This is a genomic window from Streptomyces sp. NRRL S-455 (genome assembly GCF_000717875.1).
In the GTDB taxonomy this organism is placed as follows: Bacteria; Actinomycetota; Actinomycetes; order Streptomycetales; family Streptomycetaceae; genus Streptomyces.
In genome coordinates, this window is the sequence record NZ_JOCT01000004.1 from 726,867 (window position 1) to 750,918 (window position 24,052).

Consider the following 24,052-nt stretch of genomic DNA (forward strand, 5'->3'; position numbering starts at 1 on the left):
AAGGGCCGCCCCGCGAACGGAACCACCTGTGCACACTGCGTAGTCGACGTCACAGTAAGACACCTGCTGCTTCCGGCCCTCATCGGGGGAGAGTTACCCTTCCCGTACCGCTGGGGGTGACATCTGTGCACATGTCCCATAAAGCGCCCGAAGTGCGTGTACCTCATCTGGTCGGCCTGATGGCCGTGGACGCCCGCGAGACGGCCCGGACGCAGGGCCTGTTCCTCAGCGCTCCGGACCGGCCCGACTTCCATCTCGCCGTCGTCGACTACGTCGTACGCCAGTACCCGCGGCCCGGAGCCCAGGTGCCGCGCGACTCGATGGTCTACGTCTGGTTCGACTTCGGCCCCGGCGAGGGCGGCGGAGGGGTGCACGAGCCGCGGATCCCGCGTCCGCCCCGGGGCGGACTGCAACGGGAGCTGGACGAGCCGGGCGACCCGTACCTGGTCCCCAGCTCCCCGTGAGCCTCAGCTCTCCTTGAAGCCCCGGTGCAGGGCGACGATCCCGCCGCTCAGGTTGCGCCAGGCCACCCGTGACCAGCCGGCCTCGCCCAGCCGCTCCGCGAGCGCCGGCTGGTCGGGCCAGGCGCGGATGGACTCGGCGAGGTAGACGTAGGCGTCGGGGCTGGAGGACACGGCCCGGGCGATCGGCGGCAGGGCACGCATCAGGTACTCCGTGTAGACGGTGCGGAAGGGCGCCAACGTCGGGTGCGAGAACTCGCAGATCACGATCCGCCCGCCGGGCCGGGTCACCCGGTGCATCTCGCGCAGGGCGGCGTCCGTGTCCTGCACGTTGCGCAGCCCGAAGGAGATGGTGACGGCGTCGAAGGTGCCGTCCTTGAAGGGGAGCCGCGTCGCGTCCCCGGCGGTGTAGGGGAGCCAGGGCTGCCGCTGCTTGCCGACCTGGAGCATGCCCTGGGAGAAGTCGCAGGGGACGACGTAGGCGCCGGTCCGGGCGAAGGGGAGCGAGGAGGTGCCCGTGCCCGCCGCCAGGTCGAGCACCTTCTGCGCGGGGCGCGCGTCGACCGCCTTGGCGACCTCCTTGCGCCATCGCCGGTCCTGGCCGAGGGACAGCACGTCGTTGGTCAGGTCGTACCGTTCCGCCACGTCGTCGAACATCGAGGCGACTTCGTGCGGCTGCTTGTCCAGGGATGCGCGGGTCACGGGGCCATTCTTGCAGTACGCCCTCCGGGCTGAGGCCTCGGCTCGAACGCTTGGCCTGGACACTAGAATTCCTTTATGCCCTGAAATCAGCACTCGTGCGAGAAATCCACCGTGAAACGTTCGCTGCCGGGAAACGTACTGGGGGTCTGTACCCATTGCCTGGAGTGACCTCACGAGAACGGGAGCGTGCGCGATGCGGAGTCACCGGAAGCCCGCGGCGATCGGGCTGGGCTGTCTGATCGCCCTCGCCGCCACGGCGTGCTCCGAACAGGGCGAGGCGGCACGCCCCGCGCCCTCGGCGCCGGCCCCGCCGAGCACCGCGCGCCCCGACGGGTCCGGCACCTCGTACGCCCCGTACGTCAGCGCCACGGAGGCCGCCGGCACCGACACCGCCGGTTCCCCCACGACGTACAACCTGGCCTTCGTCCTGGCCGGCGGTGACGCGTGCACCCCGCGCTGGGACGGCACCGGTGACATCGGTGACCCGGCGGTGAAGTCACGTATCGCCGAGCTCAAGGAGGACGGCGCACGGGTCCGGGTCTCCTTCGGCGGGGCCTCCGGCAAGGAGCTCGCGGCGGCCTGCGACAGCGCCCCGGAGCTTGCGGCTGCCTACGGCAAGGCCCTCGACGCGGCCGGTGCCAGCCTCGCCGACTTCGATGTCGAAGGTGACGAACTCGCCGACTCCGCCTCCATCGACGTACGTTCGAAGGCGATCGCACTGCTCCAGAAGGAACGCACGGACCTGGAGGTCTCCTTCACGCTCCCGGTGATGCCCCACGGCCTGGGCAAGGACAGCCTGGCGCTGCTCAACTCCGCCAACGACAACGCCGTACGGGTCGCCACGGTCAACCTGATGACGATGAACTACGGCGCGTCCTACGACGGCGACATGGGCGGCTACGCCCTCGCGGCCGCCGAGGCCGCGCACGGGCAACTGAAGAAGGTCTTCGACACGACGGACGCGGAAGCCTGGCGGGGCATGGCGCTCACCTCGATGATCGGCGTCAACGACGTCGCCGGCGAGACCTTCACCCTCGCCGACGCCGCCGAGGTCCGTGCGTTCGCCGAGGAGAAGGGCATCGGGTGGGTGTCGATGTGGGCGACGGCGCGGGACCGGCAGTGCCCGGACGGCACGGCCACCGACCGGGCGGCGACCGACTGCAGCGGGGTGAGGCAGAGTTCCGGGGCGTTCGCGGAGGAGTTCGCCGGCTGACCCGGCACCCGGGGGCGGCTCAGCGCCGCCGGTGCACGAGCCGTCCCGCGCACACCGTCGCGACGCACTCCCCCGCCGCGTCGTACACGGCGAGGTCGGCGCGCCCGGTCGGGACGATCGCGGTGTGCCGCGCACGGGGCAGGACGACGACGTCGTTGCGGTCGGCGGCGGACCGGAGTTCCGCCGAGTCGACGTACTCCTCCAGGACCGCCACCGCGCCGAGTTTCAGCACCGCGTGGACGCGTTCGCGCGGGCTCGGGGCGTCGGGGAGCGGGCCCTCGTGGACGCGGGCGGGGCCGAGCGTGCCGGGCCAGCGACGCACCCGGGCGTTCGGGAACGCCTCGCGCACGTCGTCGAGTTTCCCGACGGCGCCGATCCGGTCCCGCCCGACGACCACGGCACCGCCCTTGACGGGCTCGGAGTCCCAGGTGACGCGGACCGCGTCGGCCGTGTGGATGGTCTCCAACTCTGCTGCGCTGCCGATCGGTTGAGGGCTGATCAGGAGGGGAATCGGCTCGTGGCTCAGTTGGGGGCGAGCAGCTTCAGCTCGGGGTGAGCCGTGCCGCCCTCGATGGCCGTGGACGAGATGTGCGAGACCACGCGGTCGTCGACGGGGTCGTTCGCCGGGTCGTCGTGGACGACGAGGTGCTCGTACGTGGTGGACCGCTGCGCGGGCACGCGGCCGGCCTTCCGGATCAGGTCGATGATCTCCAGCCGGTTGGACCGGTGCTTGGCTCCGGCGGAGGAGACGACGTTCTCCTCGAGCATGATCGAGCCGAGGTCGTCGGCGCCGTAGTGCAGGGAGAGCTGCCCGATCTCCTTGCCCGTGGTCAGCCACGAGCCCTGGATGTGGGCGATGTTGTCCATGAACAGCCGCGCGATGGCGATCATGCGCAGGTACTCGAAGATCGTCGCCTGCGTCCGGCCCTTCAGGTGGTTGTTCTCGGGCTGGTAGGTGTACGGGATGAAGGCGCGGAAGCCGCCCGTGCGGTCCTGGACGTCCCGGATCATCCGCAGGTGCTCGATGCGCTCGGCGTTGGTCTCGCCGGTGCCCATCAGCATGGTCGACGTCGACTCCACACCCAGGTTGTGCGCGATCTCCATGATCTCCAGCCAGCGCTCGCCGGACTCCTTCAGCGGGGCGATGGCCTTGCGGGGCCGCTCGGGGAGCAGCTCGGCGCCGGCGCCGGCGAAGGAGTCGAGCCCGGCGGCGTGGATGCGCTGGATGGCCTCCTCCACGCTCACCTTGGAGATCCGGGCCATGTGCTCGACCTCGGACGCCCCCAGGCTGTGGATGACCAGCTCCGGGAACTCCTTCTTGATCGCGGCGAAGTGCTTCTCGTAGTACTCGACGCCGTAGTCCGGGTGGTGCCCGCCCTGGAACATGATCTGGGTGCCGCCCAGCTCGACGGTCTCGGCGCACCGGCGCAGGATGTCGTCCAGGTCGCGCGTCCAGCCCTTGGCGGTGTCCTTGGGGGCGGCGTAGAAGGCGCAGAACCGGCAGGCCGTGACGCACACGTTCGTGTAGTTGATGTTGCGCTCGATGATGTACGTCGCGATGTGCTCGGTGCCCGCGTACCTGCGGCGGCGTACGGCGTCGGCGGCGGCGCCCAGCGCGTGCAGCGGGGCGTCCCGGTACAGCACGAGCGCCTCTTCGGGGGTGATCCGTCCACCGGCTGCGGCACGGTCGAGGATGGGCTGAAGGTCGGCCTTCTCGGTCACCGGGCGTCCCTTTCGTAAGGGTTGTGGACGGACCAGGCCAGCGTACGCCAGCCCTGCGGACCACTGGACGTCAGGCCGTCGCGGCCCCGACCAGCAGCCCCAGGAAGGCACCCGCGATCAGGAACGGCCCGAACGCGATCGCCGTCTTGCGGTCGGCCCGCCGGGCGACGACGAGGGCCCCGCCGTACAGCGCGCCCAACAGAAACCCGGCGAAGGTGCCCAGCATCACGGTCGGCCAGCCGTACCAGCCGAGTACCGCTCCCGCGCCCAGGGCGAGCTTGACGTCGCCGAAGCCCATCCCCGCGGGGTTGATGAGGAACAGCACGAAGTAGCCGCCGCCCAGCGCGAGCGAGCCGAGCAGGGCGGTCGTCCACTCCCCCGCGTGCTCCGGCACGAGCGCGGTCAGGCCGAGCAGGACGAGTGCGGCCACGGCGAACGGGAGCGTGAGCGGGTCGGGCAGTCGCCGCACCCGAAGGTCGACGACCGTCAGCAGCACTCCGACGGGCGCGAGCAGCAGCCACACGCCCAGCTCGGGCCGGGTACCGGTGGCGGCGGCGAGGACGGCGCAGACGAGGGCCGTGGCGATCACCAGTGGTGTCGTACGCGGCCCGTACGCGGCCCCCTCGCACTGCGGGCAGGAGGCCCGTCCCAGCCAGCCCTTGAGAGCGTGGCCGCCGGGGCACTCACGGCGCCACGGCTCCCCGGACGGTGCCGAGAACCGATAGGCCGCGCGCGGCAGGAACATCCCCGCCGCCGCGCCCCACAGCGCGGCGGCCGTGGCGAGGAGCCCGGTGTTCATCCCACCGCGGGGATCGCGTCGCGCCGCGTCGGGAGCGACTCCTCGAGCGGCGCCCGCTGGGTCGTGGTTCCCGCGGCTCCTGCACTTCCCGTCGAGCTTCCCATCGAGCTTCCCGTCGAACGGGACGAGCTTGAGATGCGGCGTCGTGGCATGGCGGTGTCCCGGGGTCGTGTGTGGAGCGCCGTGAGGCGAACTGCGCGCGGAGAGGTGTGCAGAGCCTACAGAGATCCTATGAACCCAAGAAAGTTGATGAAGCGGCAGCATGAAAAGGCCCCGGATCCGGAGATCCGGGGCCTTTCGTTCGCGTCGTCAGTGAGCGACGGCGGCGTTGAGGTGGAGGTCCGCCGCGACGCCTTCCGGCGACACGGCGAGGCCCACGCCGCCGCCCAGGCCGGCGGTGACGCTTGCGGCCGTCGTCTCGACGTAGAGGCCGGCCGCGGCACCGGCACCCGCGGCGCCGCCCGCCTGGCCGCCGGCGATGGTGTCCAGGTCGGCGTCGGACATCTGGGCGGTCTCGATCTGCGGGGTGAGGGCCATGGGGGGCGGTTCCCTTCGTATAAACAATTCGATCGTGCTCGAGCGCGACCGATCAAAGCACGTCGGGAGAACAGACGGCCAGTCACTGGTATTACTGCGCGCGGATTTCGGCGACCGCATTCATCTATGTGAATTTCCGGTCACCGAAATACCCACCACCTTCACACGTTCCGCCGTTGCGCGGTACAGGAGTGCAATGTGCGGCGCGGTTGGTGTGTGGCGCACAGTCCTTGCCCCGGTTTCTCGCGCCTTCACGGTGAACGGTGTGCAGATCCATCGAATGTTCCGACCAGCGGTTCACCGACTGGGCACTCGCGAAGCCCCAGGTAGAGTGCCGCGCGGACAGTGATCGGACCGCGGGGGAGCGACACCGGTGAGAGCAATAACGGCGAACGAGTCCTGCGCAGCGCGGACTTGGGCGAGCATCGGTGACCGTTCCCGCATACTCCGGCTGCTCCTTGCCCTCTGCACCATGACCGCCGTCTTCGCAACCGCGACCCCGGCCCGGGCGGCAGAGAGGCCCCCCGTCACCCAGGCCGCCTACCTCGCCGACCGCCTCCGCGAGAACCCCGTCCACATCACCGACCAACTCCCCCGCGAGATCCCGCGGTCCACCGCCCCCGACTTCGCCAGGCTCGCGAAGAGGACCGGCGTTCCGACCTACGTCCTGATCCTGCCCATGCATTCCGGCCCGGACGCCAAGCGGCTGCTCGGAGAGGTGCACGACCGGCTCGGGCGCGACGGGCTGTACGTCCTGTTCGAAGGGACGGACCTCGCGGAGGCCGCGGCCTACGGCGTCCGCGCCCCCACTGACGCCGCCGTCACCGTCGCGCTGTACGAACTCCCCTACGACGCAGGACCGTTGCGGCGCTTCGAGCGGTTCATCGACGTCATCGCGCAGGGCGGGGAGAAGGCCACCGCCCGAGCCGAGGCCGCTCGCGACAAGTACCAGGACCGTGAGCCCGCCGACATGTACATCGGCCCGTCCGACCGCCGCAACCAGTCGCTCCTCACGGGGACCCTGCTGAGCGGTGTACCGCTGCTGATCATGCTCCTGGCCGGGTACGTGGGGCGCCGGCGCCGGCGGTCCGGGGCCGAGCGGCGCGTCCCCCGGTGGGTTGTGCCCGGCGTGGCCGCCCTCACCGCCACGGCCATCGCCGTCACCGCATCGGTCGTGTTCGACGAGACCAAGTCGAGCGCGGCGAAGCCGCCGACCCCCGCCGAGCTGGTCGCCCGCGTCGAACGCGTCGCGGCGGGTCTGAAGCAGGACCCCGTCTACGCCGACCCGGAGAGCCCTCGCGTGCTCGACTCCCCCCGGCTGAACCGGCTGCACGACCGGATCCGGGACTTCCGGCGCTCCGACGGCGGCGGCCCGGTGTACGTCTCCCTCGTGCCGCAGCCCTTCGAAAGCGAGGCGGCCGGCGACTCGGGGCTGTTCGCCGCCGCGGTGCACGCCAAGGTGGGCGAGGACGGGATATACGTCGTCGCCGATCCGGACGACGGCACGATCGACGTCTTCAACCACGGGCTGCGCCTGGACTCCAACCACCTGTCCTTCGGCCTGCCGGACTCCGTCACGGTGGGCGACAGCAGCGGGGACGAGGCCGACCCCCACCTCCTCGGCAAGCGCCTCGACACGCTGATGACCTTCCTCGACAAGACCCCGCGCACCGACCGGCCGCAGTTCGAGCCCGCCCCGGCCGACGCTCCGGAGGCCGACGAGAACACCCTCCCGCCCCTGTTCGCCACCGACTTCTGGCCCGGCCTGTTCACGGGCGCCGTCCTGGCACTCCTGTTGTGGGGTGTGGTGGCCGGGCTGACGCGGGCTTTCGGCCGCCTGCTGCGGTGGCGCTCCCCCGCGCCCGAGTAGGCACCGCCTGCCCCGTGGCCCGTTGATCAGCCGACCTGCCGGTCCTCCCGCAAGGCCGCGAACAGGGCACGGGCCCGCCGGTCGTCCCACTTCACCGCGCTGCCCTTGGAAGTCCGCAGATCCGGGTCGGCGACCGGCACGTTGAGCTGCCGGCCCGCGCCCGACGCCGCCTTCCGCAGCGCCTCGAACAACGACATGAGGTCGGGCAGCTCCGTACCCTCGTCCACGATGAGCGTGTCGAGGCCGGCGCGCACGGTCGGGAGGGACTTGGACGGGTCGGCGAGGGTGGACGGGGTGGCCGCCTTGCGGGCCAGGGCGGCGAGGAATCTCTGCTGGTTGCGGGTGCGTCCCAGGTCGCCCTGGGCTTCCTGCTTGCGCTGCCGCACGAAGGCCAGGGCCTCGGCGCCGTCGAGGGTCTGGCAGCCGGCCGGCAGGTTCGCGCCGGAGTCCTTGTCCCGTACGGGCTTGTCCAGGCACATGTCGACGCCGCCGACGGCGTCCACGACGTCCACGAACCCGGCGAAGCCGATCTCCGCGTAGTGGTCGACGCGCACACCGGTGTTGCGCTCGACGGTCCGCACGAGCAGGTCGGGGCCGCCCAGCGAGTACGCCGCGTTCAGTTTGTCCGGCGCGGCCCGGTAGCTCCGGCCGGTGTCGGGATCGACGTAGGGCGGGAGGGTGACCCAGGAGTCGCGCGGCAGGCTGAGCATGGTGGTGCCGTTCGCACCGGTGTGCAGCAGGATCACCGAGTCGGTACGGCGGCCGTCGGTGGAGCCGGTGTTCAGGTCCTTCCGGTCCTGCTCCGACAGTCCCTCGCGGCTGTCGGAGCCGACGACCAGGTAGGTGGTGCCCTCCCCCGCCCGCGCCCGGCCACTGAGCGTGCCGAGGTCGACCTCCTGGTTGAGCCGGGTGTCGGCCCAGACGTACGTACCGGTGCCGGCGAGCAGGAGGGCGGCCGACAGCACGGCACCCGTCCGCACGAACCGGCGGCCCTTGCCGGCTCGGCGCCGCGGGTTCCTGCTGCCGCCCGGTCTGCCGCCGCCCCGCCGACCGCGCTCGTGGACGCCGCTGTCGTAGTAGCGGCCGGGCGCGGCGGGCGAGGACATGCCGGGCAGGGGGGCGGTGCGGGTCGAGGGCGGGGGTGCGGTACGGGGGGTCGGCGGGGACGCGAGAGAGGGCGCGGGCGGCTCCCGCCGTGGGGTCCACTCCGCAGGGGGTTGTCCCGGACGGTCGGTCCAGTCGCTCATCGACGCCTCGAAGGTGCTGTGGGGGGCTCTCGGGTCAGCGCATCGGCACACTCCTATACGGGACGGGCCCACCGATCTGTTCAGCGGCCGTCCCGGACCGCTTCATCCGCTGCCACCTGAGCCGGCTCCCGAGCAGCAGCGCGACCAGCGACTGGATCACGACGAGATACATCAACTGCCGGTAGACGACGATCTGGAACGGCATCGACCACAGCGCCCGCACCGGTTCCCCGTCGAGTCTCAGCGCGTAACCGGAGCAGACGATCTGCACACCGAGGAACGCGAACCACACCGCGGCCGACTCCCACGGGTCCCGGAACAGCACCCCGTACAGGGCGTAGACGTCGATGACCGGAGCGAGCAGCGGCAGGGCGACCTGGAAGAGCGCGAGATACGTCAGCCCGCGCCGCCCGAACCGCCCGGCGGGCCCGGTGCTGAGGACGGCCCCGCGGTGCTTCCACATCGCCTGGAGGGTGCCGTAGCACCACCGGTACCGCTGCCGCCACAACTGCCTGATGCTGCTGGGCACTTCGGTCCAGGCGACGGCGGACTCCTCGTACAGCACCCGCCAGCCGGCCCGCCACAGGGCCATCGTCAGGTCGGTGTCCTCGGCGAGGGTGTCCTCGCTGACCCCGCCGACCCCGATCACCGCGTCCCGGCGGAACGCCCCGATGGCCCCCGGCACGGTCGGCATGCACTCCAGCACCTCGAACATGCGCCGGTCGAGGTTGAACCCGAAGACGTACTCGAGGTGCTGCCAACGGCCCAGCAGACTGCGCCGGTTACCGACCTTGGTGTTGCCGCTGACGGCCCCGACGGCCGGATGCGCGAGCGGCTCGACGATCCGCTCGATGGCGTCGGCCTCGAAGACGGTGTCGGCGTCGACCATCACGACGATGTCGTGACGGGCATGGGCGAGACCGCGGTTGAGGGCGGCGGCCTTGCCGGAGTTGGGCTGCCGTACGACTTCCACCCGGGGATCACCCATGTTCCCGGCGATATCGGCGGTCCGGTCGGTCGACCCGTCATCGATGACGACGACCTGCAACTCGCGATGACTGGAGTCGAGCAGCGACCGCAGGGTCGACCCGATCCCGGCCTCCTCGTTGTACGCCGGGACCAGCACGGTCACCGGCCCGGAAGTGTCCCGCATCCAGGGCGCTCCGGTCCGGAACCGCTCCAGCCGGCGCACATGGGCCCGGGCGAACATCGCGAGCAGCAACAGCCGCAGCACGCCCAGCCCGCCGGCCACCCCCAGAATCCAGATCATGGCGGTGGAGAAGACCTGCCCGACACCGGTGGCCCAGATCAGCCCGCGCCCCAGCCACCGCTCCACGAGCGACGGCGACGCGTACGGGACGAGCCCGAGCCCTTCGGAGACGGTGGTGAACCGCTCGACGCTCCGGTTCCTCAGCAGCCCGCGCGCCTCCTGGTACGCGCTCTCCGTCTGGCTGAGCTGCCGGACGATGCCCCGCGCCGGCTTCCGCGCCCCCTTGTCGGCGGCCACGAGCACGTACCCGTAGCCGGTGGCCTGCCGCGCCGCCCGCCACTCGCGGCCGCACAGGGTGTCGGGGGTGGTGGTGCGCGGCATCCGCAGCAGATTGGTCCGCTGCCCGGTGGTCCCGGCGAGGGCGCTCTGGGTCAGCTCGAGCTCGGCCTGGAAGCGGGGCGCGGACGACTCCCCCAGCACAGCCCCGGTGTACGTGTTGGACCCGATCTCATGCCCCTCGGCACGGATGCGCCGCATCAGCTCCGGGTGGCGGGCGGCCTGAGCCCCGTGCACGAAGAACGTGGCCCGCGCCCGGTTGGCCTTCAGCAGGTCCAGCAGCCGCGGGGTCCACACGGGGTCGGGACCGCCGTCGAAGGTGAGCGCGACGGTCCGGGCGGGCATCGAGCCGGTCCGTATCCCGTCCTGGTTGATCCCGATGACGGGCCCGCCCTTGGCGACGGCCTCCGGCACGGGCGAGGTACAGGGTGTCCGCGTCTTCGCGGCGTCGACCTCGTGCTGGGTCCAGCCCTCGAAGATCAGGAAGGCGAAGACGAGGGGGAGGGTGAGGGCGAGCAGCAGCCAGTGGGCGCGGGGGTCTCGGGACTGCTTGTGACGCCCTTTGCTGCGGCGGGGCGGGGTGTGGGGGGAGGTGACGGAAGTCAGGGGGCGCCACCTCCCCCGGCCACTTCTTCACGGCCTCCTCGGGAGGCACCGCCTCGTCTCGGCTTCCGGCGCTTGGCAGTGTGGGGGGTGCGCATGGGCCGCGAGTGTAGTTACGGGCCGCCGGTCGCATGGCCGTAACGGCAAACCTCACCGAACGCGGCGCCCCTCCGCTGCCGGTAGCCCGCCGTGCCCTTGCCGGCCCCGGGGGGCGCGCCCGCGCCGGCACTCCCCGCCCGGGTGGTGCCGGCGCCTCCGCTCACGGCTGCAGCAGCTCCACCTTCACGTCCGCCGGGAAACCGGTCGTCGGGCCGACCCGTCGCGCGAACTCTGCGACCGCCTCCAGCTGCGGGCCACCGAAACGGAAGTCGAGCGTCGTGAAGTACTGGGCGAGGGTCTCCTCGTCGAAGTCCTCCCAGCGGGCGGCCTGCTCGGCGACCTTGGCGACCTCTTCGAGGGAGAGGTTGCGGGAGGCGAGGAAGGCCTCGTGCACCTTGCGCGTGAGGACCGGCTCGCGCTCGAGGTAGTCGCGGCGCGCCGCCCAGACCGCGAAGACGAACGGCAGCCCCGTCCACTCCTTCCACAGCCGGCCCAGGTCGTGCACGGCCAGGCCGAAGCGGGGCCCGTCGAGCATGTTCGCGCGCAGCGCCGCGTCCCCGATGAGGACGGCCGCCTCGGCTTCCTGCATCATCAGGCTGAGGTCCGGCGGGCACGTGTAGTAGTCGGGCCGCACGCCGTAGCGCTCGGCGAGGAGCAGCTGGGCGAGGCGGACGGAGGTGCGGGAGGTCGACCCGAGGGCGACCCGGGCGCCGTCCAGCCGGTCCAGCGGGACCTGCGAGACGATCACGCAGGACATCACCGGGCCGTCGCAGCCGACGGCGATGTCGGGAAAGGCGACCAGTCGGTCGGCGTGCTTGAGGAACTCGACCAGGGTGATCGGCGCGATGTCGAGTTCGCCCTGCACCAGCTTCTCGCTGAGCTTCTCGGGGGTGTCCTTCGTCAGCTCGAAGTCGAGGAGCGTGCCCGTTCTGGCGAGCCCCCAGTACAGGGGCAGGCAGTTCAGGAACTGGATGTGGCCGACGCGCGGCCGGGTGCGAGGATTGTCCACATCGTGAGGCTAGCCCTCATGGCCTAGCGGCCCGCGTCCGGCCCCGCCGTCGGCCTGTGGGGCACGGCGGGCGCCTTCACCGCCACTCGGCGGAGGATGTTCAAACATTCGGGTGACGTGATCTTGACCCCTATTGCTTTCCGGTGCCCGCGTGCTAGGCTCATCGCAAGTTGCAGTTTGGTTTCCCTTGCAGTACAGAGCCTGCGGAGCATGTGACCGCGGGCTCTCGTCATTCTCAGACGTATGCAGTTGTGCAGAATTCATCTTCACACTTGCTGGTTCTGGAGCAGGGCAACCCTTTTGGGCCCAAGGAGGGCTTATGGCTACCGGAACCGTGAAGTGGTTCAACGCCGAAAAGGGCTTTGGTTTCATCGCCCAGGAGGGCGGCGGCCCCGACGTCTTCGTCCACTACTCCGCGATCAACGCGAGCGGCTTCCGTTCGCTCGAGGAGAACCAGCAGGTGTCTTTCGACGTCACGCAGGGCCCGAAGGGTCCGCAGGCTGAGAACGTCACGCCGGTCTGATCAGTAGTACCCAAGGAGCCCCCCGCCGTCAGGCGGCGGGGCTCCTGCCTTTTCCCGGCCCAGCCGTCAAATGAATTCTCGCCGAATTCTGTCCGTGGGACGATGAGCGGATGCGGAAAGACGCGGAGAACGGCAGGGAAGACGGCGGGAGACCCGTCGACAGGCGTCTGGCGGCGGGCATGTCAGCCGGGCTGTCACTCGGCACGGCCATGGGGATCGTGCTCGGAATGACCGTCTTCGACAACATCGGTTTGGGCCTGGCTCTGGGAGTGGGGTTCGGGACGGCGATCGGGACCGGGCTCGGGGTCGGAATGGGAGCCGGGAAGGGCCGCGAAGGCGAGGGGGAGGAGCGGTCACAGGACGGCCGGGGGGACGGAACCCTCCAGTAGGGTCTCGGGCCATGACCGACGCCGACTTCCTGACCGAGACCCGCACCTTCTACGACGCCGTGGCCGAGGACTACGACGCCCACTTCGGCGACCACCTCGCGGCCAGGCCACTGGACCGGGGGCTGATGGACGGTTTCGCGGGGCTCGTGGGCGAGGGAGGCGAGGTCGCCGACCTGGGGTGCGGGACCGGGAGAGTCACGGCGTACCTGGCGTCCAGGGGACTGTCGGTGTTCGGCCTCGATCTGTCGGAGTCGATGCTCGCGATCGCCCGGCGCGAGAACCCGGGCCTGCGGTTCGAGCAGGGCTCGATGCTGGACCTGGACGTGCCCGACGGCTCGCTCGACGGGGTCGTGTCCTGGTACTCCACGATCCACACCCCGGAGGACCGGCTGCCGGCGGTCTTCGCCGAGCTCGCCCGCGTCCTGCGCTCCGGAGGCCACCTGCTCCTCGCCTTCCAGACCGGCGACGAGCCCCGCCGCTACGAGGAGGCCTTCGGCCACCAGGTCGCACTGGACTTCCGGCGACACCGGCCGGAGCGGATCACCCCCCTGCTGGCAGCCGCCGGCTTCGCGCTGCGGGCACGAACCGTCCGGGAGCCGGACGAGGCACTCGGCGAACCGACCGCCCAGGCGTTCCTGGTGGCCCGCAAGCGGCTGGAGGCGGCCTCCTAGCCGCGTTTCCCCGGAGCGGTCCTCCCCGGCACGCCGGGGGACGGGCGCGTCGAGCCGGGTACCGGCGTCCTCCTACAGCGTCCCCGCGATGTCCTTCGCCGCTACGTACCCGAACGTCATCGCCGGGCCGATGGTCGAACCCGCGCCGGCGTAGCTGTGGCCCATGACGGCGGCGCTCGCGTTGCCGGCGGCGTACAGGCCCGGGATCACCGAGCCGTCGTCCCGCAGCACCCGGGCCCGGGCGTCGGTGCGCATGCCGCCCTTCGTGCCGAGGTCGCCGGGGACGACGCGGAAGGCGTAGTACGGGGGCAGCCGGAGCGGGGCGAGGCAGGAGTTCGGGTGCACGGACGGGTCCGTGTAGTAGTGGTCGTAGGCGCTGTCGCCCCGGTGGAAGTCGGGGTCGTCGCCCTGTCGGGCCTGGGAATTGAAGCGGTCGACCGTCGTGCGCAGGGCCGCCGGGGGGACCCCGATCGACGTGGCCAGCGCGTCCAGGGTCCAGGCCTGGTGCGCGGCGCCCGAGTCGTACCAGGCGTCGGGGAAGGGAAGGACCGGCAGGACGTCCTTGAAGAGGTACCGGTTGCGGTAGTTCTGGTCGACGATCAGCCAGGACGGGATGGCCGGTTCCGTGCCGTGGACGTCGTACATGGTGTGGACGACGTCGCTGTAGGGGGCCGCCTCGTTGACGAAGCGTCTGCCCGAGCGGTTCACCAGCAGGCCGCCCGGGAGGGTGCGTTCCGCGAGGCAGAAGTACGGCTCGCCCGGGAGCGGGATCGCCGGCCCCCACCAGGCGTCGTCCATCAGGTCGAGGGCCGCGCCGAGCCGCTCCCCGGCCCGGATGCCGTCGCCGGTGTTCTCCTTCGCGCCGACCGTCCAGTCCGTGCCGATCGGCTGCCGCTGGAAGCGGTCCCGCATCGCCGCGTTGTGCTCGAAGCCGCCGGAGCCGACGATCACGCCCCGGCGGGCCCGGACCAGGCCCGGCGTGCCGTCCCGGGTGACGACGGCTCCGGTGACCCTGCCGTTCTCGACGTGCAGGTCGGTCAGGGGGGTGTTCAGCCATACCGGAACGCCTGCGGACCGCAGTCCCGCGCGCAGGCCGGCGGCCAGTGCCTGGCCCATGGTGAGTGGCTTCTCGCCGCGCAGGGCCGCGGCCGTGCCCCGGGCCAGACACTGCGCGGCCACGGCCGCCCCCTTGGCGTTGACCGCGGCCAGGGCGATCCACTTGTAGTCGGCGCTGAAGACGACCATGCCGGCGGGCACGTCCATGTACGGCGGGTTCAGACGGGCCAGCTCGGGGCCCAGAACACGGCCGTCGAGCTGGTCGGGCTCGATGGAGCGGCCGTTCGGGAGGCCGCCGGGCAGCTCGGGGTAGTAGTCGCTGTAGCCCTCCATCCAGCGGAAGCGCAGGGGGCTGTGGGCCATGACGTAGGAGATCGTCGCCGGGCCGTGGGCGAGGAAGGCGCGCTGCCGGTCGGCGGGGACGTCCGGGCCGACGACGGCGGCGAGGTAGGCGGCGGCCCTGGCGGGGGTGTCCGGGACGCCGGCCGCGAGGATCACCGGGTTGTTCGGGATCCAGATCCCGGCGCCGGAGCGGGCGGTGGAGCCGCCGAAGGTCGGTGCCTTCTCCACGACCACACAGCTCAGCCCCTGCCCGGCGGCGGTCAGCGCGGCCGTCATCCCGGCCGCCCCGGACCCGATGACCACGACGTCGTACGTGCCCAGCGGGGGTAAGTCGGCGGCGTGGGCGCCCTGTTGGACTCCGGCGGCGACCGCGAGGCCGGCACCCGCGGCACCGGTCAGCACTCGTCTTCGGGACGGGGTCGCGGGAGTCGCCGCGGAGTGGGTGCTCGTGGTCATGGCCGCTCCAGCCCGAGAGGAACGCGAAGGGGTGGGGAATGTCGCGCGCGGGCCTTGCGAAGTCAAGAGCCGTGCGGATGCGGCGAGTTCGGATCCGGTCACGGGAGGTGGAAGCGGCGCGAGCCGGACGCCGAGCCGGGCGGGCCGGCTCGGCGGGTGTTCCCGGCCGTGGCCGTCACGGAGCCGGCCCGGGTCCGGCCCTCGCTTGAAACACCCCCTAGTCGAGCCCGATCGCCGCGCAGTCCGCCTTGTACTCCGGGGTGCAGATGTCCTTGACGGTGTAGACGCCGTCCGTGATCACCGTCTGCTTGATGTTGTCCTTGGTGAGGGCGACCACCGGCACCAGCATCGCCGGGATGTTCTTCTCCGTGGGGCTGTCGACGGTCTCCCGGGTCAGCGCGGCGAACTCGATCGTGCGGCCCTGCACCTTGGCCACCGCGATCTTCGCGGCGTTCGTCGCCTCGAGCAGGAAGGACTTGTACACGGTCATGTACTGCTTCCCCGCCACCACCCGCTGCACGGCGTCCAGGTTGGCGTCCTGCCCTGTCACCGGCGGCATCTTCGTGGCGCCGGCCTCCTCGAGCGCCTCGATGACGGCGCCCGCCATGCCGTCGTTGGCGGAGTAGACGGCGGCGATGTTGTCCAGCCCGACGGACTGGATCGCCTTCTTCATGTTCGCCTTGGCGACGGAGGGCTTCCACTCCTTGGTGTCGTACTGCTTGACGATGTCGACCTGGCCCTGGAGCTCGCTCAGCGCGCCCTCCTTGAACCGTGCCGTGTTGGGGTCGCCGGGGTCGCCGTTCATCATGACGACCTTGCTGTTCTCGGCCTTGTCGCCGAGTTCGCCCATGATGGCCCGGCCCTGCACCTGTCCGACGAGTTCGTTGTCGTGGGAGACGTACGCGTCGATGGGGCCTTCGGCGAGACGGTCGTAGGCGATGACCGGGATACCGGCGTCCTTGGCCTTCCGCACGTCCGTGGCGATCGTTTTGGAGTTGAGCGCGTCGACCAGGATGACGTCGACCTTCTCGTCGATCATCTTCTGGAACTGCTCGCTCTGTCTGGTCACGCTCGCCTCGGCGTTGGCGTAGCGGACCTTGCCCCGGTTGTCGGTGAGGGAGGCGACCTCCTTCTTGATCAGCGGGTAGTCGAACTTCTCGAAGCGTGCCGTGTCCCGGTCGGGCAGCAGCAGCCCCACCGTGATGTCTTTGTCCTTCTTCACACCGGCGGAGTCGTCACTTCCGCCGCCGCACGCGGCGAGGGACAGGGCCGACACGGAGAGCGCCAGGGCTATGGAGAGGGGACGCGGAGCGGTCCGGCGGGTGGTGCGGGCTTTCACTGGTGGTGCCTTCCGAGGGGGAGCATCGCGACGAGGAGGTGGCTGAAAGCCAACGGGGAGACACCGTGCGTCGTCAAGAAGCACGTGTGAAGAGATGGCAAAGGTGACTCATGGGGTGTACAGACCCTCCACTTCGGCCGCGAAGGCGCGCAGCACGGCCTCGCGGCGGAGTTTCATCGACGGGGTCAGGTGGCCTGCCTCCTCGGTGAAGTCCTCGGGGAGGATCGCGAAGCGGCGGATGGACTCGGGGCGGGAGACCAGTTTGTTGGCCTCGTCGACGGCGCGCTGGAGGACGGAGCGGAGTTCCTCGTCGTCGACCAGGAGTTTCGGCGGCACGGGGTGTTTGCCGTTCATCTGGCGCCAGTGGGTGATGCCGTCCGGGTCGAGGGTGATGAGGGCGGAGACGTACGGGCGGCCGTCGCCCAGGACGATGCACTGGGAGATCAGGGGGTGGGAGCGCAGCCAGTTCTCCAGGGGAGCCGGGGCGACGCTCTTGCCGCCGGCGGTGATCAGGAGCTCCTTCTTGCGCCCGGTGATCGTGAGGTAGCCCTCGTCGTCCAGTTCACCGATGTCACCCGTGGCGAGCCAGCCGTCCGGTGCGGCGGGGACGACGCCGCCGGCCTGGGGGTCCCAGTAGCCGCGCAGCACGTGGTCGCCGGCGACGAGGATCTCGCCGTCGGCGGCGATCCGGACACGGGTGCCGGGCAGCGGCCATCCGACCGTGCCGAGACGGGGTTTCAGGGGCGGGGTGACGGTCGACGCGGCAGTCGTCTCGGTCAGGCCGTAGCCCTCGAAGATCTCGATGCCGGCGCCGGCGTAGAACGCGGCCAGGCGCCGGCCGAGCGGTGAGCCGCCGCAGATGGCGTAGCGGACCCGGCCGCCCATGGCGTTGCGGATACGGCGGTAGACCAGCGGGTCGTAGAAGAGGCGGGCGGCCTTGAGGGCGTGGGAGGGGCCGGGGCCGGTGCGCGACTGCTGGGCCTCCATCGCCTCGCCGTAGCGCTGTGCGATCGACACCGCACGGTCGAACGACGACACCCGGCCGGCCGCCTCGGCCTTGGCGCGGGCCGAGTTGAACACCTTCTCCAGCATGTACGGGATGGCCAGCAGACAGGTCGGCCGGAAGCTCGCCAGGTCCGGCAGCAGTTCGGTCGCCTTGATGCTCGGGGCGTGGCCCAGCCGTACGCGGGCGCGGACGCAGGCGATGGCGACCATACGGCCGAAGACGTGGGACATGGGCAGGAACAGCAGGACCGAGGCCTCTTCGCTGGTCTTCGCCCTGAAGACGGGGTAGAGCAGCTCGATCGCGTTGTCCACCTCGGCGAAGAAGTTGCCGTGGGTGAGGACGCAGCCCTTCGGGCGGCCCGTGGTGCCCGAGGTGTAGATGAGGGTGGCGAGCGTGTCGGGTCCCGACATCCCGCGCCGCACCTCCACCTCCTGGTCGGGCAGGTGCGCACCGGCTTCCACGAGCCGGTCCAGGTGTCCCTTCTCCACGATCCACAGGTGCTGGAGGTCGGGCAGGCGTTCGCGCTCCGGGCCGAGCGCGGCGGCCTGCCCGGCCGTCTCGGTGATCAGCGCGACCGCGCCGGAGTCCTGGAGGATCCAGCGGGTCTGGAAGACGGAGGAGGTGGGGTAGACCGGGACGGTGACCAGTCCGGCCGACCAGGCCGCGAAGTCCAGCACCGTCCACTCGTAGATCGTCCGGGCCATCACGGCGACCCGGTCGCCCGGCATCAGACCCTCGGCGATCAGCCCCTTCGCCACGGCCAGCACCTGACCCGCGAACTCGGCCGCCGTGACGTCGCTCCACCGGCCGTCGGCGTCCTTGCGGCTGAGCGCCACGGCGTCCGGGTCCGCGCTCGCGTTGTCGAAGGGCAGGTCGGCGAGCGACCCGTGGGTCCACGGCGCCGCCAGCGGCGGTACGGACGCCTCCCGCACGACCCCGTCCAGTCGCCGCGTCTCGGGCTCGACCAGGACCGGTCCGCCGTACAGCTCGCCGTAGGCGGAGGAGGGATGGGCAGGGGACACGGGCGGCTCCTGGGGCGTGCAGCGGAGAACTGCTTGCTGCCTGACGTACGTGCCTCGCACGCCGAGGCGCTCAACCGGCTGAACCCTCAGAAAGGGGTTACTGGCGGTAGGAACCGGATCGTACGGCCCTCACGTGAGGGGCCTGTGCGGGTTCGGGGATGGTCCGGAGCCGGGCCTGTGCAATATCGGCGGTTAAGTGAGGGACTTTCAGGTTCGGTATGGACCGAAGCGGCCGCGACATCGCATTACCTCCGGTAACCTGACTCCAGGGTAAGCAAGTGGCCCCCTTCACTGAGCCGTCGTCGGAAGCCGGGAGTTGCCATGGCCGACCGCTGTCCGGACGTCGCCCTGGACGCGAGCGAAGTGCGGGAGCCGTGATGACCGACGCCGCTCTCGTCCTCACCCAGCCCCCTCCCCTCGCCCCACTCCTCGCCCGCGGTGCCCTGCTGTCGCCCTTCAAACGGCCCTCCCCCGACGCCGGGTTCCCGCGCACCCGGCTGGTCCTGCCCGGTCTGCGCGTCGACCTCGCGCGGCTGTCGGCCTATGAGCGGGTCTGCGGATTCCCTGCCGGGGAGGACGTGCTGCCGCTGACCTACCCGCACGTGCTGGGATTCCCCCTGGCCATGCGGCTGATGAGCGGCCGGGACTTCCCGCTGCCGCTGCTGGGCCTCGTGCACACGTCGATCACGATCACCCGGCACCGGGGGATGCCGGCCACCGGCGCCTACGAACTCACCGCCCGTGTCGGAGGGTTGGCAGCGCACCGGCGTGGCACCGAGGCGACGGTCGTCACCGAGGTGCGCGAAGACGGGGACGTCGTATGGGAGTCGAGCAGCACGTACCTCGCCCGGCATCGCACCGGACGGTCCGCGGGGGCGGCCAGGGATGACGTACCGAAGCCGCTGCCCGCCGTCGCCGAGTGGCGGCTCGCGGAGGACGTCGGGCGGCGCTACGCGGCGGCGTCGGGCGACCGCAATCCGATCCACCTCCACCCGCTCACCGCGCGCCTGTTCGGCTTTCCCCGGGCCATCGCCCACGGCATGTGGACGGTCGCCCGCTGCCTCGCCGCGCACGGCACACCGGACTCCTGCCGCGTCCGGGCGGAATTCCGGGCACCGGTCCTGCTGCCGGGGACGGTGACCTACGGGGCGGACGACGGCCGGTTCGAAGTGCGGGGCGGTGGCCACCGGTTGCACGTGACCGGTGAGGTCCACCGAATCTGAGCGACGAGCGAAGAGCGACGAGCAACGAGGGAAGAGCGACGAGCGCCGGCGGTCCGGGACTGTGCGCCGAGGTCGCCGTGTGGCCGCCCCTCTGCCGGACGGCGGCCCCGATCCCGCCCGTTGCGCCGTCGACGGGCCGCCATCACCGGCCTCGCGGGATCGCGAACGGCTACGGACGCCGCGGGGAGGCCCTGGCGGCGCTCTCGTCCGCCCGGCCGGCGTGACGGCCTCCTGGGCGCCTACTCCCCGTGAGCGCCCGCCTGCTCCTCCGGCGGCGACCACGGCCGTCCCGCCATCAGGTCCCCCAGCCCCGCCCAGGCGAAGTTCATCAGGGTCGCCGCGGCCTGCCGGGCCGTGACGCCCGGGGTGGAGTTGGCCCACGCGGCGAGCGACTCCGCGGCGCCGACCAGGGCTTCTGCGAGCCCGGCGACCTCCCGCTCCGGCAGGTCGGGATCACGGTGAGCCTCGCGGGCGCCGGCCAGGATCAGCTGTGTCACGAACGCGACGATCTCCTCGCGCATCGCGGTGACCTCGGCGGCGAAGGGCTCGCCGTGCGTGCGGGCCTGGAGGTGCAGGACGGCCCAGGCGTCCGGGTTCCGCGCGGTGTGCGCGAAGAACGCCCCGAGCCCTTCCCATAGTTGCCGGTCGGCGGGCAGATCCGGGCGGACGCCGGCCCGCACCGCCTCGACGAGGGCCTTGGCCTCACGGCGGATGCAGGCGGTGAAGAGGTCTTCCTTGGAGTTCAGATACAGGTAGACCAACGGCTTGGACACGCCCGCGAGTTCGGCTATCTCGTCCATCGACGCGGCCATGTACCCCCGCTGGCCGAAGATCCGCACGGCGGCGTCCAGCATCTGCTGTTCACGGACCGCGCGCGGCATCCGTTTCGTCTTCACGGCACCCATACCGCTCAGCGTACGGTCCACCGGCCGGCCCACCGTCGGGAATCCGACGAGGACCGGCCGGGGCCGTCAGCGTGTCAGGGCTCCTCAGGCCGCGGCGGGCACCCGCTCGGGCTGCTCGTCGCGCGGCTCGTCCAGGGAGGAGCCGTCGGCCGTGGCGTAGGCGTCGCGGTCGAGCAGGTTCTCCCGGGCCGAGACCAGGACCGGGATGAGCGCCTGCCCGGCCACGTTGGTCGCGGTGCGCATCATGTCGAGGATCGGGTCGATCGCGAGCAGCAGGCCCACGCCCTCCATCGGCAGACCGAGGGTGGAGAGGGTGAGGGTCAGCATGACCGTCGCGCCGGTCAGACCGGCCGTGGCGGCGGAGCCGACCACCGAGACGAACGCGATCAGCAGGTAGTCGCCGGCGCCCAGCTGGATGCCGAAGATCTGGGCGACGAAGATCGCGGCGATCGCCGGGTAGATCGCGGCGCAGCCGTCCATCTTGGTCGTCGCGCCGAACGGCACCGCGAAGGACGCGTACTCCTTCGGCACGCCGAGCCGCTCGGTGACCTTCTGCGTCAGCGGCATGGTGCCCACGGACGAGCGGGAGACGAAGGCCAGCTGGATGGCGGGCCAGGCGCCCTTGAAGAACTGGATCGGGTTGGCCTTGGCGACGGTGGCGAGGAGGGCCGGGTAGACCACGAACAGGACGATCGCGCAGCCGACGTAGATGTCGACGGTGAACGTCGCGTACTTGCCGATGAGGTCCCAGCCGTAGGTGGCGATGGCGTTGCCGATGAGGCCGACGGTGCCGAGCGGGGCGAGCCGGATGACCCACCACAGCGCCTTCTGGAGCAGCTCCAGGACGGACTCGCTCAGGTTGAGGATCGGCTGGGCCCGCTCGCCCAGCTGGAGGGCGGCGATACCGGCGACGGCGGCCATGAAGACGATCTGCAGGACGTTCAGCTCGGTGAACGGCGTGATCACGTCGGTCGGCACGATGCCGGTCAGGAAGTCGATCCAGGAGCCGGTGTCCTCGGGCTTGGCGCCGTCCTTGGGCGTGAGGCCGGTGCCGGCGCCCGGGTTGGTGAGCAGGCCGATGACGAGGCCGATGCTCACCGCGATCAGCGACGTGATCATGAACCAGAGGAGGGTGCGCGACGCGAGCCGGGCCGCGTTGTTGACCTTACGCAGGTTGGTGATCGAGACCAGGATCGCGAAGAAGACGAGCGGGGCGACGGCGAGCTTCAGCAGGCCGATGAAGGTGTCGCCGACCTTCTCCAGGGTCGTGACCAGCCAGGACAGGTCCTGGCTGCGGGCGAGCCAGCCGAGCAGCACGCCCAGGACGAGACCGGCGAGTATCTGGGCCCAGAAGGGCACCTTGAAGGACTTCGTGTGTGAGGACACGGACTGACTCCGTTGGGGACGCGTTGGGGGGACTGACGTGGGAGACGACGGGGGGTTGCGTGACGTCAGGGACGACAGGCAGCGGACGCGCACCGACAGAGATCCACGTGCAGGCGCGCCACGAGCAGAACGCTCAGGGGCGGATGGGACGCGACTGCCGACTTCATGACAAGTACCTTAACACTTGAACTTTGAGGACCCCAAAGCCTGGCTTTGACAGGCAGAAATGCGCAGACACCCATACAAGGCAAAGCGCCCCGTTTCGGAGCATGTCCGGAAACGGGGCGCTGAACGCCTGTGACGAGCCTTACGAGGCCTGGCCCTGCGCCCGGGACGTGTCGCCGGCCGTGTTCTCCACGTCCTCCTGGCTGCGGCTGGCCTCCATGCCGGCCTTCAACCGGTCGACCCGGCGCACGATCTGCTCGGACGCCCGATCCCGTTCCTTGCGCAGCACGACGAAGCTGATCGGCGCGGAGAGCAGCAGGGCGAGCAGCACGATCCACAGGCCGTTGCTGTCGCCGAGGCCGCGGGGGGCGAGGCCGGAGTAGACGGCGCCCCAGACCACCACGAGGCAGCCCACGAAGATCCCGAGGCGCATCAGCGTGTAGCGGAGCATCTCAATCCACTCTTCCGATTCCAAAAGGGGCCAGCGTTCAGTGAAGCACGCCGGGCGGCCGATCTTGCACGGGGGTCAGTCCAGCGGCACAGGGATCAGTCCAGCGGGAGCAGCATGATCACGTCTTCCCGGTCGTCGCCCGGCGCGACCCGGATGGCGCCCGGGATCCGGCCGACCTCCTTGTAGCCGCACGACTCGTAGAACCGTTCCAGCCCGACCCCGCCCCGGCAGGTCAGCCGGATCGCCTCGATGCCCTCCAGCCCCCGGGCCGCGTCCGCCGCCGCGGCCAGCAGATCACGGCCGTAGCCCTTCCCCTGGTGACGGGGGTGCACCATCACCGTGTACAGCCAGATCCAGTGCGTCATCAGGCGATGCGTGTTGAGGGTCAGGAACGCGGTCGCCGCCACCCGCCCCTCCTCGTCGTGCCCGACCAGCAGCCTGGCCTTCTCCTCCGACATCGCGGCGAAGTGTTGCAGCAGCGCGGGCCGGATGTCCTCCCGCGTCACCGGCGGCACGAAGCCGACGGCTCCGTCGGCATTGGAGACGTCGGCCCAGAGATCGAGCAAGCCGTCACGAAGCTCGGGGGTGACGGCGGGATCGAGCGTGAACGTAAGGGGCATGGGCGGATTGTAGCTATTACCCCAGCACCCGTGCCGCCACTTCCAGATCCGACAGCAGCCCTCGGTACGCCGCCTCCCGGTCGTCCGCCCGCAGCACCGACGACGGGTGCACGGTCGGCACCAGCCGCTCGGCCCGCCCGTGGATCTCCTCCTCCAGCACCGTGCCGCGCACCTGCGTCACCCGGAAGGACGAGCCGAGCAGGGCCTTCCCCGCGGTGGCACCGAGCACCACGATCAGCTCCGGCTCCACGATCGCGAGCTCCGCGGCCAGCCAGGGCCCGCACGCGGTCATCTCCCGCAGGTTCGGCGCCTTGTGGATCCGCCGCTTGCGCGGCTCGGCCTGGGTGAACTTGAAGTGCTTCACGGCGTTGGTGACATACGTCTCGGACGGGTCGATGCCCGCTTCCTCCAACGCCCGGTCCAGCAACCTCCCGGCCGGCCCGACGAACGGCTTCCCCTGCCGGTCCTCCTGATCGCCGGGCTGCTCCCCGACGAGCATGACGCGGGCGTCCTCGTTCCCGGCACCGAAGACGGTCTGGGTGGCGTCCCGGTGCAGGGGGCATCCCCGGCAGTCGGCGGCGGCCCGCTGCAGCGCGCTCAACCCACCGCGACCAGGAACAAACGGTTCAGCGGTATAGGCGTCCTCAGGCGCCTCGGTCCTGACCATGCCCTCCGGGTACCCCACCCAGG

Annotated in this window: 23 protein-coding genes; 7 read left to right on the forward strand and 16 right to left on the reverse strand. The window is 71.0% G+C overall.

What is annotated here, in order from left to right; translation table 11 throughout:
* Nucleotides 1-152 precede the first annotated feature (152 nt).
* Entirely contained in the window at nucleotides 153-464 is a 312-nt protein-coding gene (locus IE97_RS0109015; protein ID WP_234324054.1) for a PASTA domain-containing protein, read from the forward strand.
* Between the two features lie 3 nt (nucleotides 465-467).
* Here the strand turns inward: IE97_RS0109015 and IE97_RS0109020 are convergent, their stop codons facing one another.
* The gene (locus IE97_RS0109020) at nucleotides 468-1,163 is read right to left on the reverse strand and encodes a demethylmenaquinone methyltransferase (RefSeq protein ID WP_030234365.1); all 696 of its coding nucleotides are present in this window, start codon (nucleotides 1,161-1,163) and stop codon (nucleotides 468-470) included.
* Between the two features lie 193 nt (nucleotides 1,164-1,356).
* On the opposite strand from IE97_RS0109020, the gene IE97_RS0109025 reads away from it, so the two are divergent.
* Nucleotides 1,357-2,376, forward strand: coding sequence for a chitinase (locus tag IE97_RS0109025; protein ID WP_030234368.1), 1,020 nt, complete (start codon nucleotides 1,357-1,359; stop codon nucleotides 2,374-2,376).
* A 19-nt stretch (nucleotides 2,377-2,395) separates the two neighbouring features.
* Here the strand turns inward: IE97_RS0109025 and IE97_RS0109030 are convergent, their stop codons facing one another.
* The 4 genes from IE97_RS0109030 to IE97_RS0109045 form a co-directional block, all read right to left on the reverse strand.
* Entirely contained in the window at nucleotides 2,396-2,842 is a 447-nt protein-coding gene (locus IE97_RS0109030) for a hypothetical protein (protein WP_030234371.1), read from the reverse strand.
* A gap of 56 nt (nucleotides 2,843-2,898) precedes the next feature.
* The gene (gene mqnC, locus IE97_RS0109035) at nucleotides 2,899-4,098 is read right to left on the reverse strand and encodes a cyclic dehypoxanthinyl futalosine synthase (RefSeq protein WP_030234374.1); all 1,200 of its coding nucleotides are present in this window, start codon (nucleotides 4,096-4,098) and stop codon (nucleotides 2,899-2,901) included.
* Nucleotides 4,099-4,168: 70 nt separating this feature from the next.
* Nucleotides 4,169-4,897 carry a prepilin peptidase gene (locus IE97_RS0109040; RefSeq protein WP_030234376.1) on the reverse strand — a complete coding sequence of 243 codons (729 nt, stop codon included), beginning with the start codon at nucleotides 4,895-4,897 and terminating at the stop codon, nucleotides 4,169-4,171.
* Between the two features lie 309 nt (nucleotides 4,898-5,206).
* Complete coding sequence (locus IE97_RS0109045) at nucleotides 5,207-5,434, reverse strand: hypothetical protein (protein ID WP_030234378.1); 228 nt, start codon at nucleotides 5,432-5,434, stop codon at nucleotides 5,207-5,209.
* 472 nt (nucleotides 5,435-5,906) lie between these two features.
* Between IE97_RS0109045 and IE97_RS0109050 the strand changes: the two genes are divergently transcribed.
* Nucleotides 5,907-7,304, forward strand: coding sequence for a hypothetical protein (locus IE97_RS0109050; RefSeq protein WP_234331790.1), 1,398 nt, complete (start codon nucleotides 5,907-5,909; stop codon nucleotides 7,302-7,304).
* A 26-nt stretch (nucleotides 7,305-7,330) separates the two neighbouring features.
* Here IE97_RS0109050 and IE97_RS0109055 read toward each other — a convergent pair whose 3' ends face one another.
* The 3 genes from IE97_RS0109055 to IE97_RS0109065 form a co-directional block, all read right to left on the reverse strand.
* Nucleotides 7,331-8,551, reverse strand: coding sequence for an LCP family protein (locus IE97_RS0109055; RefSeq protein WP_030234385.1), 1,221 nt, complete (start codon nucleotides 8,549-8,551; stop codon nucleotides 7,331-7,333).
* A 34-nt stretch (nucleotides 8,552-8,585) separates the two neighbouring features.
* Nucleotides 8,586-10,511, reverse strand: a complete 1,926-nt coding sequence (locus IE97_RS0109060; protein WP_037844071.1) for a glycosyltransferase — start codon at nucleotides 10,509-10,511, stop codon at nucleotides 8,586-8,588.
* A 448-nt stretch (nucleotides 10,512-10,959) separates the two neighbouring features.
* Complete coding sequence (locus IE97_RS0109065; RefSeq protein WP_030234392.1) at nucleotides 10,960-11,808, reverse strand: menaquinone biosynthetic enzyme MqnA/MqnD family protein; 849 nt, start codon at nucleotides 11,806-11,808, stop codon at nucleotides 10,960-10,962.
* 319 nt (nucleotides 11,809-12,127) lie between these two features.
* Between IE97_RS0109065 and IE97_RS0109070 the strand changes: the two genes are divergently transcribed.
* The 3 genes from IE97_RS0109070 to IE97_RS0109080 all read left to right on the forward strand — a co-directional run bounded on the left by IE97_RS0109070 (nucleotide 12,128) and on the right by IE97_RS0109080 (nucleotide 13,391).
* Entirely contained in the window at nucleotides 12,128-12,331 is a 204-nt protein-coding gene (locus IE97_RS0109070) for a cold-shock protein (RefSeq protein ID WP_003992177.1), read from the forward strand.
* A gap of 110 nt (nucleotides 12,332-12,441) precedes the next feature.
* Nucleotides 12,442-12,720 carry a hypothetical protein gene (locus tag IE97_RS38320; protein ID WP_051704885.1) on the forward strand — a complete coding sequence of 93 codons (279 nt, stop codon included), beginning with the start codon at nucleotides 12,442-12,444 and terminating at the stop codon, nucleotides 12,718-12,720.
* An 11-nt stretch (nucleotides 12,721-12,731) separates the two neighbouring features.
* Nucleotides 12,732-13,391, forward strand: coding sequence for a class I SAM-dependent DNA methyltransferase (locus tag IE97_RS0109080; RefSeq protein WP_030234398.1), 660 nt, complete (start codon nucleotides 12,732-12,734; stop codon nucleotides 13,389-13,391).
* A gap of 72 nt (nucleotides 13,392-13,463) precedes the next feature.
* Here IE97_RS0109080 and kstD read toward each other — a convergent pair whose 3' ends face one another.
* The 3 genes from kstD to IE97_RS0109095 form a co-directional block, all read right to left on the reverse strand.
* On the reverse strand, nucleotides 13,464-15,245 hold the full coding sequence (gene kstD / locus IE97_RS0109085; RefSeq protein ID WP_051704886.1) for a 3-oxosteroid 1-dehydrogenase: 1,782 nt from the start codon (nucleotides 15,243-15,245) through the stop codon (nucleotides 13,464-13,466).
* Between the two features lie 217 nt (nucleotides 15,246-15,462).
* On the reverse strand, nucleotides 15,463-16,584 hold the full coding sequence (locus tag IE97_RS0109090) for a sugar ABC transporter substrate-binding protein (protein WP_030234405.1): 1,122 nt from the start codon (nucleotides 16,582-16,584) through the stop codon (nucleotides 15,463-15,465).
* A 108-nt stretch (nucleotides 16,585-16,692) separates the two neighbouring features.
* Nucleotides 16,693-18,612, reverse strand: coding sequence for an AMP-dependent synthetase/ligase (locus IE97_RS0109095; protein WP_030234408.1), 1,920 nt, complete (start codon nucleotides 18,610-18,612; stop codon nucleotides 16,693-16,695).
* Nucleotides 18,613-18,989: 377 nt separating this feature from the next.
* Here IE97_RS0109095 and IE97_RS0109100 point away from each other — a divergent pair, with 377 nt between their 5' ends.
* Nucleotides 18,990-19,835, forward strand: a complete 846-nt coding sequence (locus IE97_RS0109100; RefSeq protein ID WP_030234413.1) for a MaoC family dehydratase — start codon at nucleotides 18,990-18,992, stop codon at nucleotides 19,833-19,835.
* A gap of 239 nt (nucleotides 19,836-20,074) precedes the next feature.
* Here IE97_RS0109100 and IE97_RS0109105 read toward each other — a convergent pair whose 3' ends face one another.
* From IE97_RS0109105 to IE97_RS0109125, 5 genes are all read right to left on the reverse strand, one after another.
* Nucleotides 20,075-20,740, reverse strand: coding sequence for a TetR/AcrR family transcriptional regulator (locus tag IE97_RS0109105; RefSeq protein ID WP_030234417.1), 666 nt, complete (start codon nucleotides 20,738-20,740; stop codon nucleotides 20,075-20,077).
* A gap of 84 nt (nucleotides 20,741-20,824) precedes the next feature.
* Complete coding sequence (locus IE97_RS0109110; RefSeq protein WP_078603151.1) at nucleotides 20,825-22,195, reverse strand: dicarboxylate/amino acid:cation symporter; 1,371 nt, start codon at nucleotides 22,193-22,195, stop codon at nucleotides 20,825-20,827.
* Between the two features lie 238 nt (nucleotides 22,196-22,433).
* Nucleotides 22,434-22,742, reverse strand: a complete 309-nt coding sequence (locus IE97_RS0109115; RefSeq protein ID WP_030234425.1) for a DUF4229 domain-containing protein — start codon at nucleotides 22,740-22,742, stop codon at nucleotides 22,434-22,436.
* Nucleotides 22,743-22,837: 95 nt separating this feature from the next.
* Nucleotides 22,838-23,362, reverse strand: a complete 525-nt coding sequence (locus tag IE97_RS0109120; protein WP_030234429.1) for a GNAT family N-acetyltransferase — start codon at nucleotides 23,360-23,362, stop codon at nucleotides 22,838-22,840.
* Between the two features lie 16 nt (nucleotides 23,363-23,378).
* The gene (locus IE97_RS0109125; RefSeq protein ID WP_030234432.1) at nucleotides 23,379-24,029 is read right to left on the reverse strand and encodes a UdgX family uracil-DNA binding protein; all 651 of its coding nucleotides are present in this window, start codon (nucleotides 24,027-24,029) and stop codon (nucleotides 23,379-23,381) included.
* Nucleotides 24,030-24,052: the final 23 nt, after the last annotated feature.